Consider the following 16,481-nt stretch of genomic DNA (forward strand, 5'->3'; position numbering starts at 1 on the left):
TTAACTTACGCGGTAAACGTATGCGAAAAGGAATATAACATGCTAAGCAAACAACAACTGGTTTCCGCAGCAACCGCATTACCGGGAAATGCAGACCCAATCCGAATCACTGAGCGCCATTTTGTCAATCAAACTGACTTGCTCGATGCTCCTATGGGTTCCCAACAAGAAGTCCTACTTGGTATGGGATGCTTTTGGGGAGCTGAGCGTTTGTTTTGGCAACTTGATGGTGTTATTTCCACATCCGTTGGCTACGCTGGTGGATACACACTCAATCCCACTTATGAGCAGGTATGCAGCGGACAAACCGGTCATACCGAAGTCGTTCGTGTCATTTTTGATAGCGGACAAACATCTTTAGCTCGAATACTTGAGACCTTTTGGGAGCGCCATAATCCCACCCAAGGGATGCGCCAAGGCAACGACTTAGGGACTCAATACCGTTCCGCGATTTACACCTTCAGTGAAGAGCAACAGTCCATCGCTGAGCACTCTAAACGAGAATATCAACGAGCAATGACTGAATCTTTAGGCAACGAGATCACGACGGAAGTTCTGCCTGCTGGAAAATATTTTTTCGCAGAAACCTACCACCAACAATACCTAGCCAAAAATCCTAACGGTTACTGTGGGTTGGGCGGTACGGGTGTGTGCTTCCCTCCGCAATAATGTGTGTTAGGCATACAAACTAGAACAACACCCATTAAAAAAGGGCTTCCGCTAGGAAGCCCTTTTTCATTGGAAATCTATTTGACGCAATGCAAATCTATAACAGTCAGTTACACCGGCAGCGCAGCAATGGTGCCGTTAACTTCTTTAAAAATAGTGAGCTTTTGTTTGTCTGAAACTTCAGGAAGAAGCACTTTGCCTTGGTCGAAGCGAAACTCTCCGATACCCTCAATAGCAAACTGGCCTTTGAACAGGACTTTAACGAAACGCGCCACCTGATGTGGACGGTAAGTAGAAAATTTTCTTAACATAATACAACCTCAATTCCATTTGAGTACTACAGTCACGTACCTGAACACCACCGTATTCAAAGCACATTCAATCGCTAATTCCTTTAGCAAACAGCAAGATAATCTATTGTTCATCTCGATATTGATGCATTATACCTTTTGGTAACAAGCCTGCAACTTATTTCTACGTCGTACGATAAAAAAGTTAAAGAGGCATTTTTCAAATTTCATATTATACTTCCAGAGCAAACCAATAAGCGGAACAAAAATATAATGAAAAACAAAACTCTACTGGCTTTTTTAGCCGCAGCCTCTCCACTCTTCGCCAATGCTCACAACCTATCTGTAGGTACAACTCTGCCTGCTGTCGATGTTAGCAACTATGGTGAAATCGTACTAAACGACGGAAATACCGGATATCAAGCTTGGGCAACCAATGATCTTCTAGGTAAAGTTCGCGTCGTTCAAGCTATCGCTGGCCGTAGTAGCTCGAAAGAGCTCAACGCACCACTGATGGCAGCCATTACAGCATCGAAATTCGCAGAAGACAGCTACCAAACCACTACTATCATCAACCAAGATGATGCGATTTGGGGTACTGGGTCTTTTGTTAAATCATCAGCCGAAAGCAGCAAAGAAGAATTTCCATGGTCTTCTATGGTGCTAGATGAAGACGGCACGGTAGCGTCATCATGGGCTTTAAAAGAAGAAAGCTCTGCGATTATCGTTCAAGACAAGCAAGGTAAAATATTGTTTGTTAAAGAAGGGGCATTAAACGAATCAGAAGTCACTCAAGTCATTGAGTTGATTAAAGCGAGCCTTTAATAAGATATTCGCGTCTTTTTCGAGACCTGACCAAAGGATATTGTTATATTATAACAGTATCCTTTTTTAATTTCTGTGGTTAATCATACTCATGTGGCAAAACACACCTAACAATGTGAAACGTAAAACAGGCTTCTTGCTTGGGCTGATGCTTATGTTAAGCGTGTTAGCCGCGACACACATCGTGGATATCTCACCAGAACACCACACTTCGCATCACTGTGAGCTGTTTTCGATAAATCAGTTCATTACTGCGCACTCACTGCCACAAGTTCCAGAGTTCCATTCAGAATTTACAGCCACTATTACAGAGTCAGTAGTTTCGTTACAGCGCCTGTATTTCGCTTATTTAGCACGTTCACCTCCTGTAAATATCGCTTAATTACCACTACTTTTTAATTAACCTTTATTCAGGAAAAAAACATGAAACCTACTATTTTAGCCGTTGTTATCGGCATGACTGTCTCAACGAATGTTCTAGCTAACGAAGAATTCCGCTCTCACGAAGCACACGTGCACGGTAAAGTTGAAGTGAACATCGCTCAAGATGGGCAAGAGCTGCTTGTTGAAGTAACAGCTCCCGGCGCTGATGTGGTTGGCTTTGAACATGCTCCAGAAACTGCCGAGCAAAAGAAAGTGTTTGAACAAGCGATTGCGCAACTGAACAAGCCAGAAGAACTATTTGGTTTCAACAATGCAAGCTGTACTTTGAAGTTCAAGTCAGTGACGAACACCCTAGAAGACGATCATGATGACCATGAAGGCCATGACCATGCTGAAGGCGAACATGACGACCACGAAGGTCATTACCACGCTGAGCACGATCATGACGACCACAAAGGCCATGACCACGCGGAACACGATCATGACGACCACAAAGGCCATGACCATGCGGAACACGGTCACGATGACCACGAAGGCCATGACCATGCGGAACACGGTCATGATGACCACGAAGGCCATGACCACTCAGAAGGCGGCCACGGTGAGTTCACTGTCGAGTACCACTACCAATGTTCTGACATTGAAAAACTGGATACCGTGAATACTCAGTGGTTCTCTAAGTTCAGCAACACAAAATCAATGACTGTGAACCTGCTAACTGACAGTGCTCAAATTCAAGAAGTACTTAACGCAGATCGTATTAGTTTTCGATTCTAATTAGCATTAGATTGAATTAAACGTAGATAAGCAGCCAAGTAAGTATTCACTTACTTGGCTGTACAAATCGGTGTGATCTGGGAATTTATTATTCTAATAACTGTCCAGTAGAGACACCGCTTTAATTATTGGAGCTAATATGTCTTTTGACAGTTCATCACTTGTGGTCAAACTCGAAAATATCAGCTTTCGTTGGAAGCCTGAATTGCCCCCAACGCTAGAGATCCCCTCACTGCATATCCAAGCCCAAGAGCACCTTTTCATCAAAGGGCCTAGTGGTTGCGGGAAATCAACATTGTTAGGGTTACTGACCGGAATCAACCAAGCTGAACAAGGCGAAGTATCTATCCTTGGCCAAGATCTCACACAGCTAACACCTCGCCAGAGAGACAAATTCAGAGCCGATCATATTGGTTATATATTCCAACAATTTAACCTGCTTCCTTACTTGTCAGTCATCGACAACGTGACGCTTCCTTGTCAGTTTTCTAAGATTCGTAAGCAGCAAGTCACTGAAAGTCAGAACAGCCTGCAAGCAACCGCTCAAGAGTTGTTGCTCAGATTAAAGCTACCTCAAGCTCTAATGGACAAGCCCGTTACCGAGTTGAGTATTGGTCAACAGCAACGTGTTGCTGCCGCTCGTGCTTTGATCGGCCAACCCAAAATCATTATTGCCGACGAACCGACATCGGCTCTGGATCATGACAACCGAGAAGCCTTTATCGAACTGTTACTAGAACAAGCCAATCAGGCGGGTTCTACCCTGATCTTTGTCAGTCACGATCCAACATTAGAAAAACTGTTCACTCGAACCATAGATTTAAAAACCGTTAACCAAGCTAAGGTTGTCGTATGAAAGTAATTACTCACTTAGCCTTAAAAAGCGTACTCAACCGTAAAGCCACAGCCATTCTGACTATTCTCACCGTGGCGGTGTCAGTCATTCTATTACTCGGTGTGGAACGTGTAAGAACCGAAGCTAAGAGCAGCTTTGCGAATACGATTTCAGGTACTGACCTTATCGTCGGTGGCCGCTCTGGTCAGGTAAACCTGCTGCTTTATTCCGTATTTAGAATCGGTAATGCGACCAACAACATCGACTGGAAAAGCTATGAAGAATTTAGCCAGCACAACGCTGTAAAGTGGGCGATCCCAATCTCATTGGGTGATTCACATAAAGGCTTCCGCGTAATGGGCACGAACCATAGCTACTTCGAAAATTATCGCTATGGAAGTAAGCAACCACTTACTTTTCAGCAAGGTAAAGAGTTTAATCAGCTATTTGATGTCGTGATTGGTGCCGATGTCGCGAAGAAGTTAGATTACAAAATCGGTGATCACATCATTCTTGCACACGGTATCAGTGATGTTGCCTTTAGTCGCCATGATAACCTGCCCTTCACCATTGTCGGAATACTCGCGCCAACCGGCACACCAGTAGATAAAACGGTGCATGTTTCGTTAGAGGCCATTGAAGCGATTCACGTTGGTTGGGAATCGGGGGCTAACCTCGGGCACACACCGAATGCTGAAGCGCTAAAGCAACGTGACTTCCAACCGAAGCAGATTACCGCGATGATGGTTGGCCTTAAATCGAAGATCCAAACCTTTGCACTGCAACGAGAAATCAATAACTACCGCCAAGAACCTTTGAGCGCCATTATGCCAGGCATTGCGCTTCACGAATTATGGGGAATGATGGCAGTAGCAGAACAAGCACTACTGATTGTTTCAGGGTTTGTTGTAATCGCGGGACTGTTAGGGATGCTGAGTAGTCTACTCACTAGCTTGCAAGAAAGACGTCGAGAAATGGCTATTCTGCGCGCGATGGGAGCAAGGCCTCGTCATGTGTTTGGTTTACTGATCAGTGAAGCAAGTGCCCTAACCTTCCTCGGTATCACATTGGGTGTTGCCGTGTTGTTTGCCTTGATCGCAGTAGTTGCTCCTATTGTGCAACAAAGTTATGGTATCAACATATCGATATCCGCAATCACACCTCATGAGTGGAAACTGCTTATGTTGGTGCAAGTTGCTGGAATCATTATCGGCTTTATTCCCGCTTTCAGGGCTTACCGTCAGTCATTGTCTGATGGCATGACTATTAGAATCTAAAATAGGAACCTACGATGCAACGCAAATTCCTACTGATACTTGGGTTACTTATGTTCCCATTTATCAGCACAGCTCACGCTGAAACCACTCAGACTGACGAATCGGTATTAACACTCGATTGGATTGACTTGATTCCAGAATCAGAGCGAGCACAACTCGACTCATTTGGCATGCCGATGGTTAACCACGACAGCATGGACAAACCTCAACAATCGACACTTGGCGCTGTTCGCCCAGAGCTGAATGGCAGCACAGTCAAAATTCCTGGCTTTGTGATTCCATTGGAAGGCGACGAGAACATGATCACTGAGTTTCTGCTGGTACCGTACTTTGGCGCATGTATCCACGTGCCACCGCCACCACCAAACCAAATCATCTACGTGAAGTTCCCTAAAGGTGCACCAATCCAGCAGTTATGGGATGTGATCTATTTAGTGGGTACGCTGAAAACTGAGTCAATAAGCCATGACTTGGCGCAAACCGGTTATCTTATTGAAGGTACTGCGATTGAAGAATATGACGACATGTAGTCATTAGAAGGGTGGCTCAAGGATGAGCTGCCGTCACTGAACGAGTGAGATCATTCAATAACAGTTTAATAACGATTGTTTTATTCTAAATTACGAGATGTAATTAGATAAGTACGCTAGAACAGCGACATAAGTAGCGAGTAATAACCCTATACTAAGCTGTTTCTTCAGCTTGTTATCATTGACTTGATTCATAACTCCTCCTTGAGAATTACAACAAATTTAACATTTTATTATCATTAGCAAAAGTAAAATTTTGTTGAAACCTTCAACTCTGCACGCAAAATCTAGCCACCAATAAGATAAAGAGTTACATTTTAGACAGTTATACCAATCACAATAAGTAAGTGTTCAGAAATAGCGTAGGAAAAAGGCTTGAGAACAAGGAAGCTCTTTTCAATAAATAGTTTTGATAAGTAGTTATTCTACAATCAAAAATTCTAACGCTGTTATCGAGCGTTTTAACAAGCTAGGGCGAGCAATTAATTACTACGATTGGTGTTGGGTCGTCTCCTTACGGTACTCTTATGTCAGAAACTAAACAGCCAGTGATCATTGAGCATGCTAGCGATACACAGCAAAAGCATGAGAAAAAGCCTCATATTGCCGACAGTGCAAGCAGAATGCTGCACATCGCACAAAACTTCGGCCTCGATTCCTTAATTAGTCATAGTACAAAGCCAAACGATAAAGCTGAGAGTACGCTTATCGAACGGGCACTATTACGAGAGAAAAAACGTAGAGAGCTTCGCCAAAAGAACCTAGAACAGATTCTAAAGTTGGCACACTCTTCATGTAAGGATGAAGCAGCTGGAGACCCTGATCAGGACTGGCTATACCGTTTCTTCGATATGGCACAAGAGATCCACAATACATCGATGCAGAGGCTATGGGCTCAAGTACTGAAACGAGAAGTCACCAACCCAGGCTCGACGTCGATGAAGGCACTTCAGATCTTAAAAGACATGACACCAAAAGAAGCGCTCACCCTGCAAAGAGCCGCGTCACTGGGTTGTAGCTTTGGTAGTGATAACAGCAGGAAACTATTACTCGGCTTTAAATCCCATGCTGGAATCTTCAGCTTTGGCAAAAGGGACACCACCAACACCATCAACCTTGGTGGACACAACCTGCCCTACTCTAGTTTGCTCCATTTGATTGAACTCGGGATTATTCTAGGAACAGAATTAGAATCTGGAGAGATTGATTTCGACCCAGCCCTACACCTAACTTATCAAGGTAAGAGCATGTCACTGGCGCCTATTTCAAAAGGGGTTAAACTGGTTTACTACCGATTCAGTCCAACAGGTAATGAGCTGTGCACCTTACTTGGCAACAAACCCAACATGCAGTATTACGATCAACTGATTGCACTATTAAGCCAGAAATTCACGGTTCAGACAGAAGTGAAAAGCAGTGTGAATTACACCGTCTAGGCACTCGACGGTGCAAAAAATAGACGGTGTAAAAAGTGAGAGTATCGAGAAGAATAAAGAGAATCTAGAGGATAGGTTTCTTGTCTCGGTAAACCAAGGCTGCACTATTTATCGGTCGTGAATAAACAGATAAACAGCTGAGTAGCCTTAGTCATACCAACGATCTCAGTTGGCTAAAATATTACGCTTCTCTAAAGCATCAATACACAATTCCACCAGTTCATCGAGTGTCTTCTCACCCGCAGGTAAATCTATCTCAGGGTTCTGAGGCGCTTCGTACACTGAGCTAATGCCTGTAAAATTCGGGATCTCTCCAGCTCGTGCTTTCTTATACAGGCCTTTAGGGTCACGCTGCTCACAAACCTCGAGTGGCGTGTTCACAAACACCTCTAAAAACTCGCCTTCAGGTAGCAAGTCTCGCACTAACTGTCTTTCAGCTTGATGTGGGGAAATAAACGCTGACAACACGATCAAACCCGCATCCGCCATCAATTTAGCGAGCTCACCAATACGACGAATATTCTCTCGGCGATCCTGCTCAGAGAAGCCAAGGTCGCTACATAACCCATGACGCACATTATCGCCATCCAATAAGTAAGTATGGTAACCAAGCTGTGCCAAGCGATTTTCTAATGCTCCAGCGACTGTCGACTTCCCAGAACCAGATAATCCCGTGAACCAGAGCACGGCTGGCTTTTGTGATTTCAGATCAGAGCGAAATGTTTTATCAATCGAGTGTTGATGCCACACAACATTCTCATCTTTTGGTTTGAGTACTGCGGTCATAATTAGTCCTTTAAATAAACAGCATTAAAATGGGAAAAAATAAGGAATTAGGGTCAGCACCAAACCCGAATAAACAATCGAGATTGGGATGCCGATGCGCAGATAATCCGTAAGGTGGTAATTACCTACGCTATAAACAAGTAAGTTGGTTTGGTAGCCGTATGGCGAGATAAAACTGGCACTGGCACCAAACAGAACCGCCATAATAAACGGCATTGGGTCAACGCCATAACCGACAGCCATACTGTAGCCAATTGGGAACGAGAGTGCCGCTGCCGCATTGTTGGTCACCAACTCAGTCAGGACCAACGTCATGAAATAGGTCGCGACTAGCGCTCCAAACACGCCCCAGCCATTAAAGGCCTCCATAAACATCAGCCCCATTCGCTCAGACAACCCAGATGAAATCATCAGTTGAGCAATAGAGAGTGCCGAACCAACGATCACGACAATATCGACGGGGAAGCGGCGGCGAAGCTCACCAAGTTGTACTACACCAAATGCCACCAGCAATAATAAAAATCCCGCTAGCCCTTTAATAATCGGGACTACATCAGCGAGCGATAACCCAATCACACTGGCAAAACAGAGCAACACAAACGTCGATTTATCGGCATCAAGCTTGGCGCTTGAGTCTAGATCGTTCATCAACACAAACTCTTTATTGTGTTGTTGACGCTGTTCTTCAAAACGTTTTCCTGGAACCAAAATCAAGGTATCGCCAGCGGTTAATGTGATGTTTCCAAGGCCACCTTCAAGGCGTTCATGACCACGACGAATGGCAACCACAACCGCATCGAAGCGATCTCTAAACTGGCTAGTTTTGAGGGTTTTATTACAGAAGCTTGCCGATGAACTGACTACGACCTCAACAAAGCTCTGGCCGTTCAGGTGGTGCTGACCAAACAGAGTTAGCCCTTGGATCTCTTGCAGTGTCGCAACACTCTCGACATCACCACAAAACAGTAGTCGATCACGAGCTTGAAGAATAAAATCAGGGTCTATAGACGCGGTTGTTTTACCGTCTCGAATCACTTCCGCTAAGAACAGTTTTCTCAATGCTCTGAGGTTATTCTCGCTGACGCTGCGGCCAACTAAAGGAGAACCCGGCTCAACTCGCGCCTCGAGAAAGTAAGGTAGATCGTCTTGAGAACCATCATCGTAGCTGGGTAAGAAGTAGCTCAGAGGAATGAGGATCAACACACCGCCCACCAACACCGCTAAACCGATCAAGGTCGGTGTAAAAAAGTTTAAGCTTGGCAGTCCAGCATCTTCAACAAAGCTATTGATGATCAAGTTGGTAGAGGTGCCGATCAATGTCAGGGTTCCACCTAAGATGGCAGCGTATGACAAAGGGATAAGCAGTTTAGATGGCGCATGTTGTTGATTACGTTTGATCGCCCCGATCAAAGAAACAACCACCGCCGTGTTATTAGTAAAAGAAGAAAGTAACGCTGTGGAAATACCCAACTTCGCAACCACGGTACCTAGCCTACCTTCAGAGATATTACGGCTAACCCAACTGATTAAGCGAGTTTTCTCCAACGCACTTGATGCGAGGATAAGAAGAATTAAAGTCAGTAACGAGGAGTTAGTGAAGTTATTGGCTAAGCTCGACAAATCGATCATGCCAGCCATAAAAGCAATAAACGCCGCGCCAGCAAAGATAAAGCTTGGCTTAATACGGGTAACGAGCAGGCAAGTAATGATGCCGAGCAAAATCGCTAATACAAATCCTTGTTGCCACATATACCCGTCCTTTATGGCGGAAACGATGGGTTTCCGCCTAATTCAATAAGCTGTTACTTAGTCGTTTATGACTTCAGTAATTGGCTTAGATCTTTGGCATCCCAATGAGGGAAGTGCTTACGAACCAGAGCGTTGAACTCAAGTTCAAATGCAGAGAAGTTACCGACTTGCTGTTCAACAGAATCCAAACGGTCTCGAATCAAACCCGCACCAACCGTCACGTTGGTTAGACGGTCGATAACGATAAAGCCACCGGTATCGGCACTCTCACGGTATTTATCCAGTGCGACAGTCTCGTTCAGTGACCATTCACACAAACCAATACCGTTCAGTGGTAACTCATCGACAGCGTGAGTCGACAGGTTGTTGATGTCATATTGATGACGAACCGTTTCAACCTGACCGACGGTTTTCTTGCCTGCGATTTTGATGTCGTAAGCTTTGCCCGGTTGCAGTGGTTGCTCTGTCATCCACACGATGTCAGCCAATACGTGGTTGGTGGATTCAATTTGCGCGTTTTCCAGCACAATCAAATCACCACGGCTGATATCGATTTCATCTTCAAGAGTCAGTGTTACCGCCAAACCCGCTTGTGCTGATTCAAGTTCTCCATCAAAGGTCACAATGCTTGCCACCTTAGAAGTTTTACCTGAAGGCAACGCCTTGATTTCATCACCCACGCTGACACGACCTGAAGCCACTGTGCCGGCAAAGCCGCGGAAATCTAGGTTAGGACGATTGACGTACTGCACAGGGAAACGGAATTCGCCCGCAGAACGTTTTTGGTCAATGTCGACGTTCTCTAACACTTCTAATAGCGATGGACCTTCGAACCATGCAAGCTCTTTGCTTGGCGCAGCAACGTTAATGCCTTCAAGTGCCGAAACTGGCAAAATCTGAATGTTAGTTTCGCCCTCTAGGTTTTCAGCAAACTCTAGGTACTGATCGCGAATCTCCTCAAAACGATCTTGCGAGTACTCCACCAGATCCATCTTATTGACTGCGACGATGAAATGCTTCAAACCAAGTAGGTTAGAAATAAACGAGTGACGACGGGTTTGATCCAGAACGCCCTTACGAGCATCAATCAAGATCACCGCCAGATCACACGTTGAAGCGCCGGTTGCCATGTTGCGCGTGTACTGCTCATGCCCTGGGGTATCAGCAATAATGAATTTACGCTTTTGAGTCGAGAAGTAACGATAAGCCACATCGATCGTAATCCCTTGCTCACGCTCAGCCTGCAAGCCATCAACAAGCAGTGCTAAATCAGGCTTCTCACCTGTGGTACCCACTCGTTGGCTATCAGAGTGAACCGCTGCTAGCTGATCTTCATAAATCTGTTTTGTATCATGGAGCAAGCGACCGATTAACGTACTTTTACCGTCATCTACCGAGCCACAAGTTAAAAATCTAAGCATAGATTTATGCTGATGCTGACTTAGATAACCTTCAATCCCTAGTTCAGCCAATTCGGCTTCTACTGCACTATTCATTTTTCTTTCCTTAGATTCTTAGAAATAACCTTGGCGCTTTTTCAGCTCCATAGAGCCCGACTGATCATGGTCAATCGCTCGACCTTGACGCTCACTAGACGTCGCCACCAGCATTTCTTCAATAATGCCTGTTAGCGTATTCGCCTCAGATTCAACCGCTCCGGTTAATGGGTAACAGCCTAAAGTACGAAAACGAACGCTTTTCTCTTCAATCACTTCACCTTCTTGCAGCTCCATACGGTCATCATCAACCATGATCAGCATGCCATCACGCTCAACCACAGGGCGTTTGTCTGAAAGGTAAAGTGGAACAATATCGATGCTCTCTAGGTAGATGTATTGCCAGATATCAAGCTCAGTCCAGTTAGATAGTGGGAAAACACGAATGCTTTCGCCCTTATTAACCTGACCGTTGTAGGTGTGCCAAAGCTCTGGACGCTGGTTTTTTGGATCCCACGTATGGTTCTTATCGCGGAAAGAGTAAACACGTTCTTTCGCACGAGATTTTTCTTCATCACGACGCGCACCACCAAAAGCCGCATCGAACCCATACTTGTTTAACGCCTGCTTAAGGCCCTGTGTTTTCATGATGTCAGTGTGCTTCGAAGAACCATGTACAAATGGGCTACAACCCATCTCAATACCTTCAGGGTTCTTATGTACTAAAAGGTCGAAGCCGTACTTTTTAGCCGTACGATCACGAAACTCAATCATCTCGCGGAATTTCCAATCCGTATCTACATGCAATAGCGGGAATGGAATCTTGCCTGGATAAAACGCTTTGCGAGCTAAATGAAGCATCACAGAAGAATCTTTTCCGATGGAGTACATCATCACTGGGTTATCAAACTCAGCCGCTACTTCACGGATAATATGAATACTTTCCGCTTCGAGCTGTTTTAGGTGGGTTAAACGTTCTTGGTCCATTTCAGTGCTTCCTTTAAGGCTCGCGTTACGAGCAATTCATTACTTGGTCTTGCCAAGCAAGGGATTTAACTCATCCACTTGAGTGAATGGGAGTATTGGCACTAGAAGAAAACAGAAGCTTCGTTTTGAGCTATCCTTGCTATTCATCTGCCTGATACGTCCTTGATATAGGCATTATGACGAGCCTCTTATATTACTGGAAATTCTAAAATTTCATTTTTTATTCGAAAAGCTGATAAGGGATTGGATTTACCGATAAGCAGGTGAAATGAATGGACTAATATTATCGATATCAGTTGCGCATCGATTGAGCAGCTTTGGGAGGCGTCTTGCAGAACACCATAAAGTAATCGATCTAAGTCACGAATTAACATTCGTTGTAATCATTGTTTCATTCGGTTTTGTTACATTACGCAACGAATTTTCTACTATCCACTTTGGAGCTACAAAATGAAAGTTGCAATGAAACCTTTGTCATTGGCTGTACTTGCGGGTCTTGGTTTGACTTTAGCAGGCTGCACAACAACACCAGATACCGATGAAGTGATTAAATTACGTGTCGTAGAAACGACGGATATCCATACCAACCTAATGGATTACGACTACTACAAAGACAAGCCATCGAAAAAAATCGGCTTAGCACGTACTGCAACTTTAGTAAAAGAAGCTCAAAGCGAAGTAACCAACAGCGTTTTAGTTGATAACGGTGACTTACTGCAAGGTAGCCCAATGGGTGACTACATGGCAGACAAAGGCATCGAAGCTGGCGAAGTTCACCCTGCATATAAAGCAATGAACCAACTAAGCTACGACGCTGCAAACCTAGGTAATCACGAATTCAACTACGGTCTTGAGTTCCTAGAAGAATCGATCAACGACGCTGATTTCCCGTACATCAGTGCTAACGTTTACGATGCAGAAACCAAAGAACACTACTTCACGCCTTACATCATCAAGACGCACACGTTCGAAGATACTGCTGGTGTAGAGCACGAAGTAAAAGTGGGTTACATCGGTTTTGTTCCACCACAAATCATGACGTGGGATAAGAAGAATCTAGAAGGCAAAGTGATCGCTCGCGATATCATTGAGACGGCTAACGAGTTAGTGCCTCAAATGAAAGCGGAAGGTGCAGAGGTTATCGTTGCTATCCCTCACTCAGGCGTATCAACTGACCCATACAAAAATGGCGAAGAGAACTCAACGTTCTACCTATCTGAAGTTGACGGCATCGATGCGATCGCATTCGGCCACTCTCACGCAGTTTTCCCAGGTAAAGGTTTTGATGACATTCAAGGCATCGACAACGAAACGGGCACCATGAACGGCGTTGCGGCAGTAATGCCAGGTCGTTGGGGTAGCCACGTTGGTGTTATGGATCTAACACTTGCACAAAAAGACGGTAAGTGGGAAGTTGTTAAAGGCCAATCAGAAGCACGCCCTATCTACGACAAAATCGAGAAGAAATCTCTTGCTGCAGCTGATGAAGGCATCGTAACAGCACTAGAAAAAGACCACGCTGGTACTCGTGAGTTTGTTAACCAACCGATTGGTAAAGCAGACGATGTGATGTACAGCTTCCTGTCTCTAGTACAAGACGATCCAACAGTTCAAATCGTTAACCTTGCACAGAAAGATTACGTTGAACAGTTCATCCAAGGTGACCCTGACCTAGATGGTACGCCAGTACTTTCCGCGGCTGCACCATTCAAAGCTGGTGGCCGTAAGAATGACCCAGCGAACTTCACTGAAGTTGAATCTGGTCAACTGACATTCCGTAACGCAGCTGACTTGTACCTTTACCCGAACACGCTAGTTGCGATGAAGGTAACAGGTCACGAAGTAAAAGAGTGGCTCGAGTGTTCTGCTGGTCAGTTCAACCAAGTTGATGTTAACTCAACAGCACCACAACAGTTGATCGAGTGGGATAATTTCCGCACTTACAACTTCGATGTTATCGACGGTGTTGATTACCAAATCGACGTAACTCAACCTGCGAAATACGATGCAAACTGTAAAGTCGTTAACCCTGACTCACAACGTATTGTTGGCCTAACTTACCAAGGTAAGCTAATCGACATGAAGCAAGACTTCCTGATCGCCACCAACAACTACCGTGCATACAGCGCTAAGTTCCCAGGCACAGGTGAAGACTTCATCGCATTTGATGCACCAGATGAGAACCGTACTGTTCTTGCAAACTACATCTCTCGCGTAAGCAAAGAGCAAGGTCAAGTGAGCCCAAGCGCGGATAACAATTGGTCATTTGCGCCAATCAAAACGGATAACAAGCTAGATATCCGCTTTGAAACATCTCCAAGCGACAAAGCAGCAGAGTTCATTAAAGAGAAGGGTCAATACCCGATGAAACGTGTTGCGACTGACGATATTGGTTTCGCTGTTTACCAGATTGACCTAACTAAATAGATTGCTTTAAGTAATCCATAGTTAACGTTCTGAAAGGCTGAGTTTAACGACTCAGCCTTTTTCTTTTCTTCTAAATGTTCACTCCAAAGCTCTAATTTTCGAACGACAAACTCTCGTTCAACCCGCTTCCAAATGCCACGCCTTCAGCTTCAAAACAGCAGTCAAACAGCAGTCAAACAGCAGTCAAACAGCAGTCAAACAGCACGACTCAAACCACCAATTGAATAAATCCAACACAAAAAACACTAATCAGCTGTAAGTTTTTATCTGCTCCTCCTGTCTATTTAATTTACTACACTCAATGAATGGTGGTTAAGCCATTCATCTATAGGATAGATAAGGACATTTAATGAGCACCGTCGAGAGCATTCAAGCATGGTTACATTCAGGGGAGGAGTCGCTGCTATGGCTGATGCTTGGCATCATCGCGCTTTCTTATCTGCTTGAAGATCTTGCGATTGTTACGGCGGCAGGTATCGCGACTCAAGGTCTAATACTTCCTCAATATGCGCTGCTTGCTATTTTCATCGGTATTGCCACGGGTGATCTCGGTCTTTATTACTTAGGGAAGTCAGGACGCTATTTCCGAGGTGTTCGATATAAAGCCCTCACGAATAAATACTTTCGTTCGCTTCGTACCAAATTACGTCAGAACGCATTCAGCAGCCTTTTTGTCATCCGCTTTATTCCAGGGCTTCGCACCGTCGGGTTTACCTTAAGTGGCTTTTTCGCCATCCCACTGCCTACTTTCTTGTTTGCTGTCATCAGCGCCACCGCGATCTGGACTGGCATTGTCTTCTCTGCCATCTACTATTTAGGGACATCAGCGTGGCTGCAAGCCTCTGAATATCAATGGATCATCATCCCGTGTGCCATCGCTTTGCTGTTTATCGGCAATCGATTAATGAATAGAACCTACTCTAGAGGATTATCATGAGTTCACCGCAAGATATTCGCATCATTCCCGCACATCAAATCAATGCAGGCATGCCTTTGCTTGAAAAAGATACCGTGCGCAGCGTCTCTCCTTATGAGTTTCTTCCAACTTGGTTCTTCTACACGCCAGTGGTGATTCAAAGCCTGATGCAAGGGTTACGGCACTTTGACTGGGCACTGCCGCTCATTGCCAACCCAAGCATCAAGTTAAGCGGAATGGTAGGCGAATCAAAACACGAGATATTAAGCCTTGCCGGATCTTCAAGTCAGCGTTGGATCTCTCCGTTTATCACCCTCACCAAAACGGATCTCAGCGGTAAGAAACAAGCTGAAGATGCACGCAGCGCACTAATACAATCCGATCTTGATTTCCCGATTGTAGCGAAACCAGATCTTGGCTGTCGAGGCGTAGGCGTCAAGCTGATCAACACACAAGATCAACTTGAGCAATATGTTGAATCTTTCCCAAATAATGCTCGCTTTCTACTGCAAGAAAAGGCGCCTTATCAGGCAGAAGCTGGCGTTTTCTATGTTCGTTACCCAAACAAAAAGCAAGGCGAGATCATCTCGATCACACTCAAATATGCGCCAATGGTGATGGGTGATGGCAAGTCGACACTCAAACAGTTAATTGAAAATAGCCCGCGTGCTGGGCAACTCAGCCACCTGTATCTACCAAGGCATGAAGATAAATTGGATCAAGTGATCGCAGAGGGCGAAGAGTTCCAACTCGCGTTCGCAGGTAGCCATAGCCGTGGCTGCATCTTCCGCGATGGCAATCAATACATTACTCAGGCTTTAACTGAACGTTTAGACGAGATATTCGATGACTTCGATGGTTTTCATTTTGGCCGACTCGACGTCAAGTTTAAAGACATGCACAGCCTAATGAACGGCGAGGATTTCACGATCCTTGAGGTCAATGGCGCAAGCAGTGAGGCTGGGCATATCTGGGATCGCAACACACCGCTGCGAGAGATATTTTCTACACTACTTCTGCAATACCGCATTCTTTTTGATATTGGCGCTCAGCAAAAACAACGAGGCTATAAGACTCCCTCTTTCAAGAGCTTATTCGCTGCGTGGCAAGAAGAGCGACGTCTTGTTCAACAATATCCGACCACTGACTAACTTTGT

General features: G+C 44.9%; 16 protein-coding genes. 11 read left to right on the forward strand and 5 right to left on the reverse strand.

The annotated features are described in order from the left end of the window. Nucleotides 1–39 precede the first annotated feature (39 nt). On the forward strand, nt 40–669 hold the full coding sequence (gene msrA, locus AACR09_RS09410; protein ID WP_193834386.1) for a peptide-methionine (S)-S-oxide reductase MsrA: 630 nt from the start codon (nt 40–42) through the stop codon (nt 667–669). 110 nt (nt 670–779) lie between these two features. On the opposite strand, the gene AACR09_RS09415 is transcribed toward msrA, so the two are convergent. Next, nucleotides 780–980 (reverse strand): DUF1107 family protein, encoded by a 201-nt coding sequence (locus AACR09_RS09415; RefSeq protein ID WP_004735283.1) that lies wholly within the window; start codon nt 978–980, stop codon nt 780–782. A 252-nt stretch (nt 981–1,232) separates the two neighbouring features. On the opposite strand from AACR09_RS09415, the gene AACR09_RS09420 reads away from it, so the two are divergent. The 7 genes from AACR09_RS09420 to AACR09_RS09450 all read left to right on the forward strand — a co-directional run bounded on the left by AACR09_RS09420 (nt 1,233) and on the right by AACR09_RS09450 (nt 7,023). After that, nucleotides 1,233–1,784: a YtfJ family protein gene (locus AACR09_RS09420; protein WP_017086687.1), complete on the forward strand. Its 552-nt coding sequence runs from the start codon at nt 1,233–1,235 to the stop codon at nt 1,782–1,784. Between the two features lie 91 nt (nt 1,785–1,875). Then, on the forward strand, nt 1,876–2,166 hold the full coding sequence (locus AACR09_RS09425; RefSeq protein ID WP_193834387.1) for a DUF2607 family protein: 291 nt from the start codon (nt 1,876–1,878) through the stop codon (nt 2,164–2,166). Between the two features lie 41 nt (nt 2,167–2,207). Then, on the forward strand, nt 2,208–2,945 hold the full coding sequence (gene zrgA / locus AACR09_RS09430; RefSeq protein WP_193834388.1) for a zinc uptake protein ZrgA: 738 nt from the start codon (nt 2,208–2,210) through the stop codon (nt 2,943–2,945). 139 nt (nt 2,946–3,084) lie between these two features. After that, the gene (locus tag AACR09_RS09435; RefSeq protein ID WP_004735279.1) at nt 3,085–3,801 is read left to right on the forward strand and encodes an ABC transporter ATP-binding protein; all 717 of its coding nucleotides are present in this window, start codon (nt 3,085–3,087) and stop codon (nt 3,799–3,801) included. Next, complete coding sequence (locus AACR09_RS09440; protein ID WP_004735278.1) at nt 3,798–5,057, forward strand: ABC transporter permease; 1,260 nt, start codon at nt 3,798–3,800, stop codon at nt 5,055–5,057. Before AACR09_RS09435 ends, AACR09_RS09440 begins: the two co-directional genes overlap by 4 nt. A gap of 14 nt (nt 5,058–5,071) precedes the next feature. Beyond that, nucleotides 5,072–5,587 (forward strand): DUF3299 domain-containing protein, encoded by a 516-nt coding sequence (locus AACR09_RS09445; RefSeq protein ID WP_004735277.1) that lies wholly within the window; start codon nt 5,072–5,074, stop codon nt 5,585–5,587. Between the two features lie 527 nt (nt 5,588–6,114). Further along, on the forward strand, nt 6,115–7,023 hold the full coding sequence (locus AACR09_RS09450; RefSeq protein ID WP_076646314.1) for a TIGR03899 family protein: 909 nt from the start codon (nt 6,115–6,117) through the stop codon (nt 7,021–7,023). Nucleotides 7,024–7,188: 165 nt separating this feature from the next. On the opposite strand, the gene cysC is transcribed toward AACR09_RS09450, so the two are convergent. The 4 genes from cysC to cysD all read right to left on the reverse strand — a co-directional run bounded on the left by cysC (nt 7,189) and on the right by cysD (nt 12,017). Continuing rightward, nucleotides 7,189–7,809 (reverse strand): adenylyl-sulfate kinase, encoded by a 621-nt coding sequence (gene cysC, locus AACR09_RS09455; protein WP_017083764.1) that lies wholly within the window; start codon nt 7,807–7,809, stop codon nt 7,189–7,191. Nucleotides 7,810–7,833: 24 nt separating this feature from the next. Beyond that, on the reverse strand, nt 7,834–9,558 hold the full coding sequence (locus AACR09_RS09460; protein WP_193834389.1) for an SLC13 family permease: 1,725 nt from the start codon (nt 9,556–9,558) through the stop codon (nt 7,834–7,836). A gap of 65 nt (nt 9,559–9,623) precedes the next feature. Further along, nucleotides 9,624–11,054, reverse strand: a complete 1,431-nt coding sequence (gene cysN, locus AACR09_RS09465) for a sulfate adenylyltransferase subunit CysN (RefSeq protein ID WP_004735272.1) — start codon at nt 11,052–11,054, stop codon at nt 9,624–9,626. Nucleotides 11,055–11,072: 18 nt separating this feature from the next. Further along, the gene (cysD, locus tag AACR09_RS09470; RefSeq protein ID WP_226088532.1) at nt 11,073–12,017 is read right to left on the reverse strand and encodes a sulfate adenylyltransferase subunit CysD; all 945 of its coding nucleotides are present in this window, start codon (nt 12,015–12,017) and stop codon (nt 11,073–11,075) included. Nucleotides 12,018–12,431: 414 nt separating this feature from the next. On the opposite strand from cysD, the gene AACR09_RS09475 reads away from it, so the two are divergent. The 3 genes from AACR09_RS09475 to AACR09_RS09485 all read left to right on the forward strand — a co-directional run bounded on the left by AACR09_RS09475 (nt 12,432) and on the right by AACR09_RS09485 (nt 16,475). After that, a complete protein-coding gene (locus tag AACR09_RS09475; RefSeq protein ID WP_193834390.1) occupies nt 12,432–14,408 on the forward strand; it encodes a bifunctional 2',3'-cyclic-nucleotide 2'-phosphodiesterase/3'-nucleotidase in 1,977 nt (658 codons plus the stop codon). A 349-nt stretch (nt 14,409–14,757) separates the two neighbouring features. Then, a complete protein-coding gene (locus AACR09_RS09480; RefSeq protein WP_054542380.1) occupies nt 14,758–15,345 on the forward strand; it encodes a DedA family protein in 588 nt (195 codons plus the stop codon). Continuing rightward, on the forward strand, nt 15,342–16,475 hold the full coding sequence (locus AACR09_RS09485) for an ATP-grasp domain-containing protein (protein ID WP_193834391.1): 1,134 nt from the start codon (nt 15,342–15,344) through the stop codon (nt 16,473–16,475). The genes AACR09_RS09480 and AACR09_RS09485 overlap by 4 nt, the downstream gene beginning before the upstream one ends. Nucleotides 16,476–16,481 lie beyond the last annotated feature (6 nt).

This window comes from Vibrio sp. OPT20, from assembly GCF_963889365.1.
In the GTDB taxonomy this organism is placed as follows: Bacteria; Pseudomonadota; Gammaproteobacteria; order Enterobacterales; family Vibrionaceae; genus Vibrio; species Vibrio splendidus.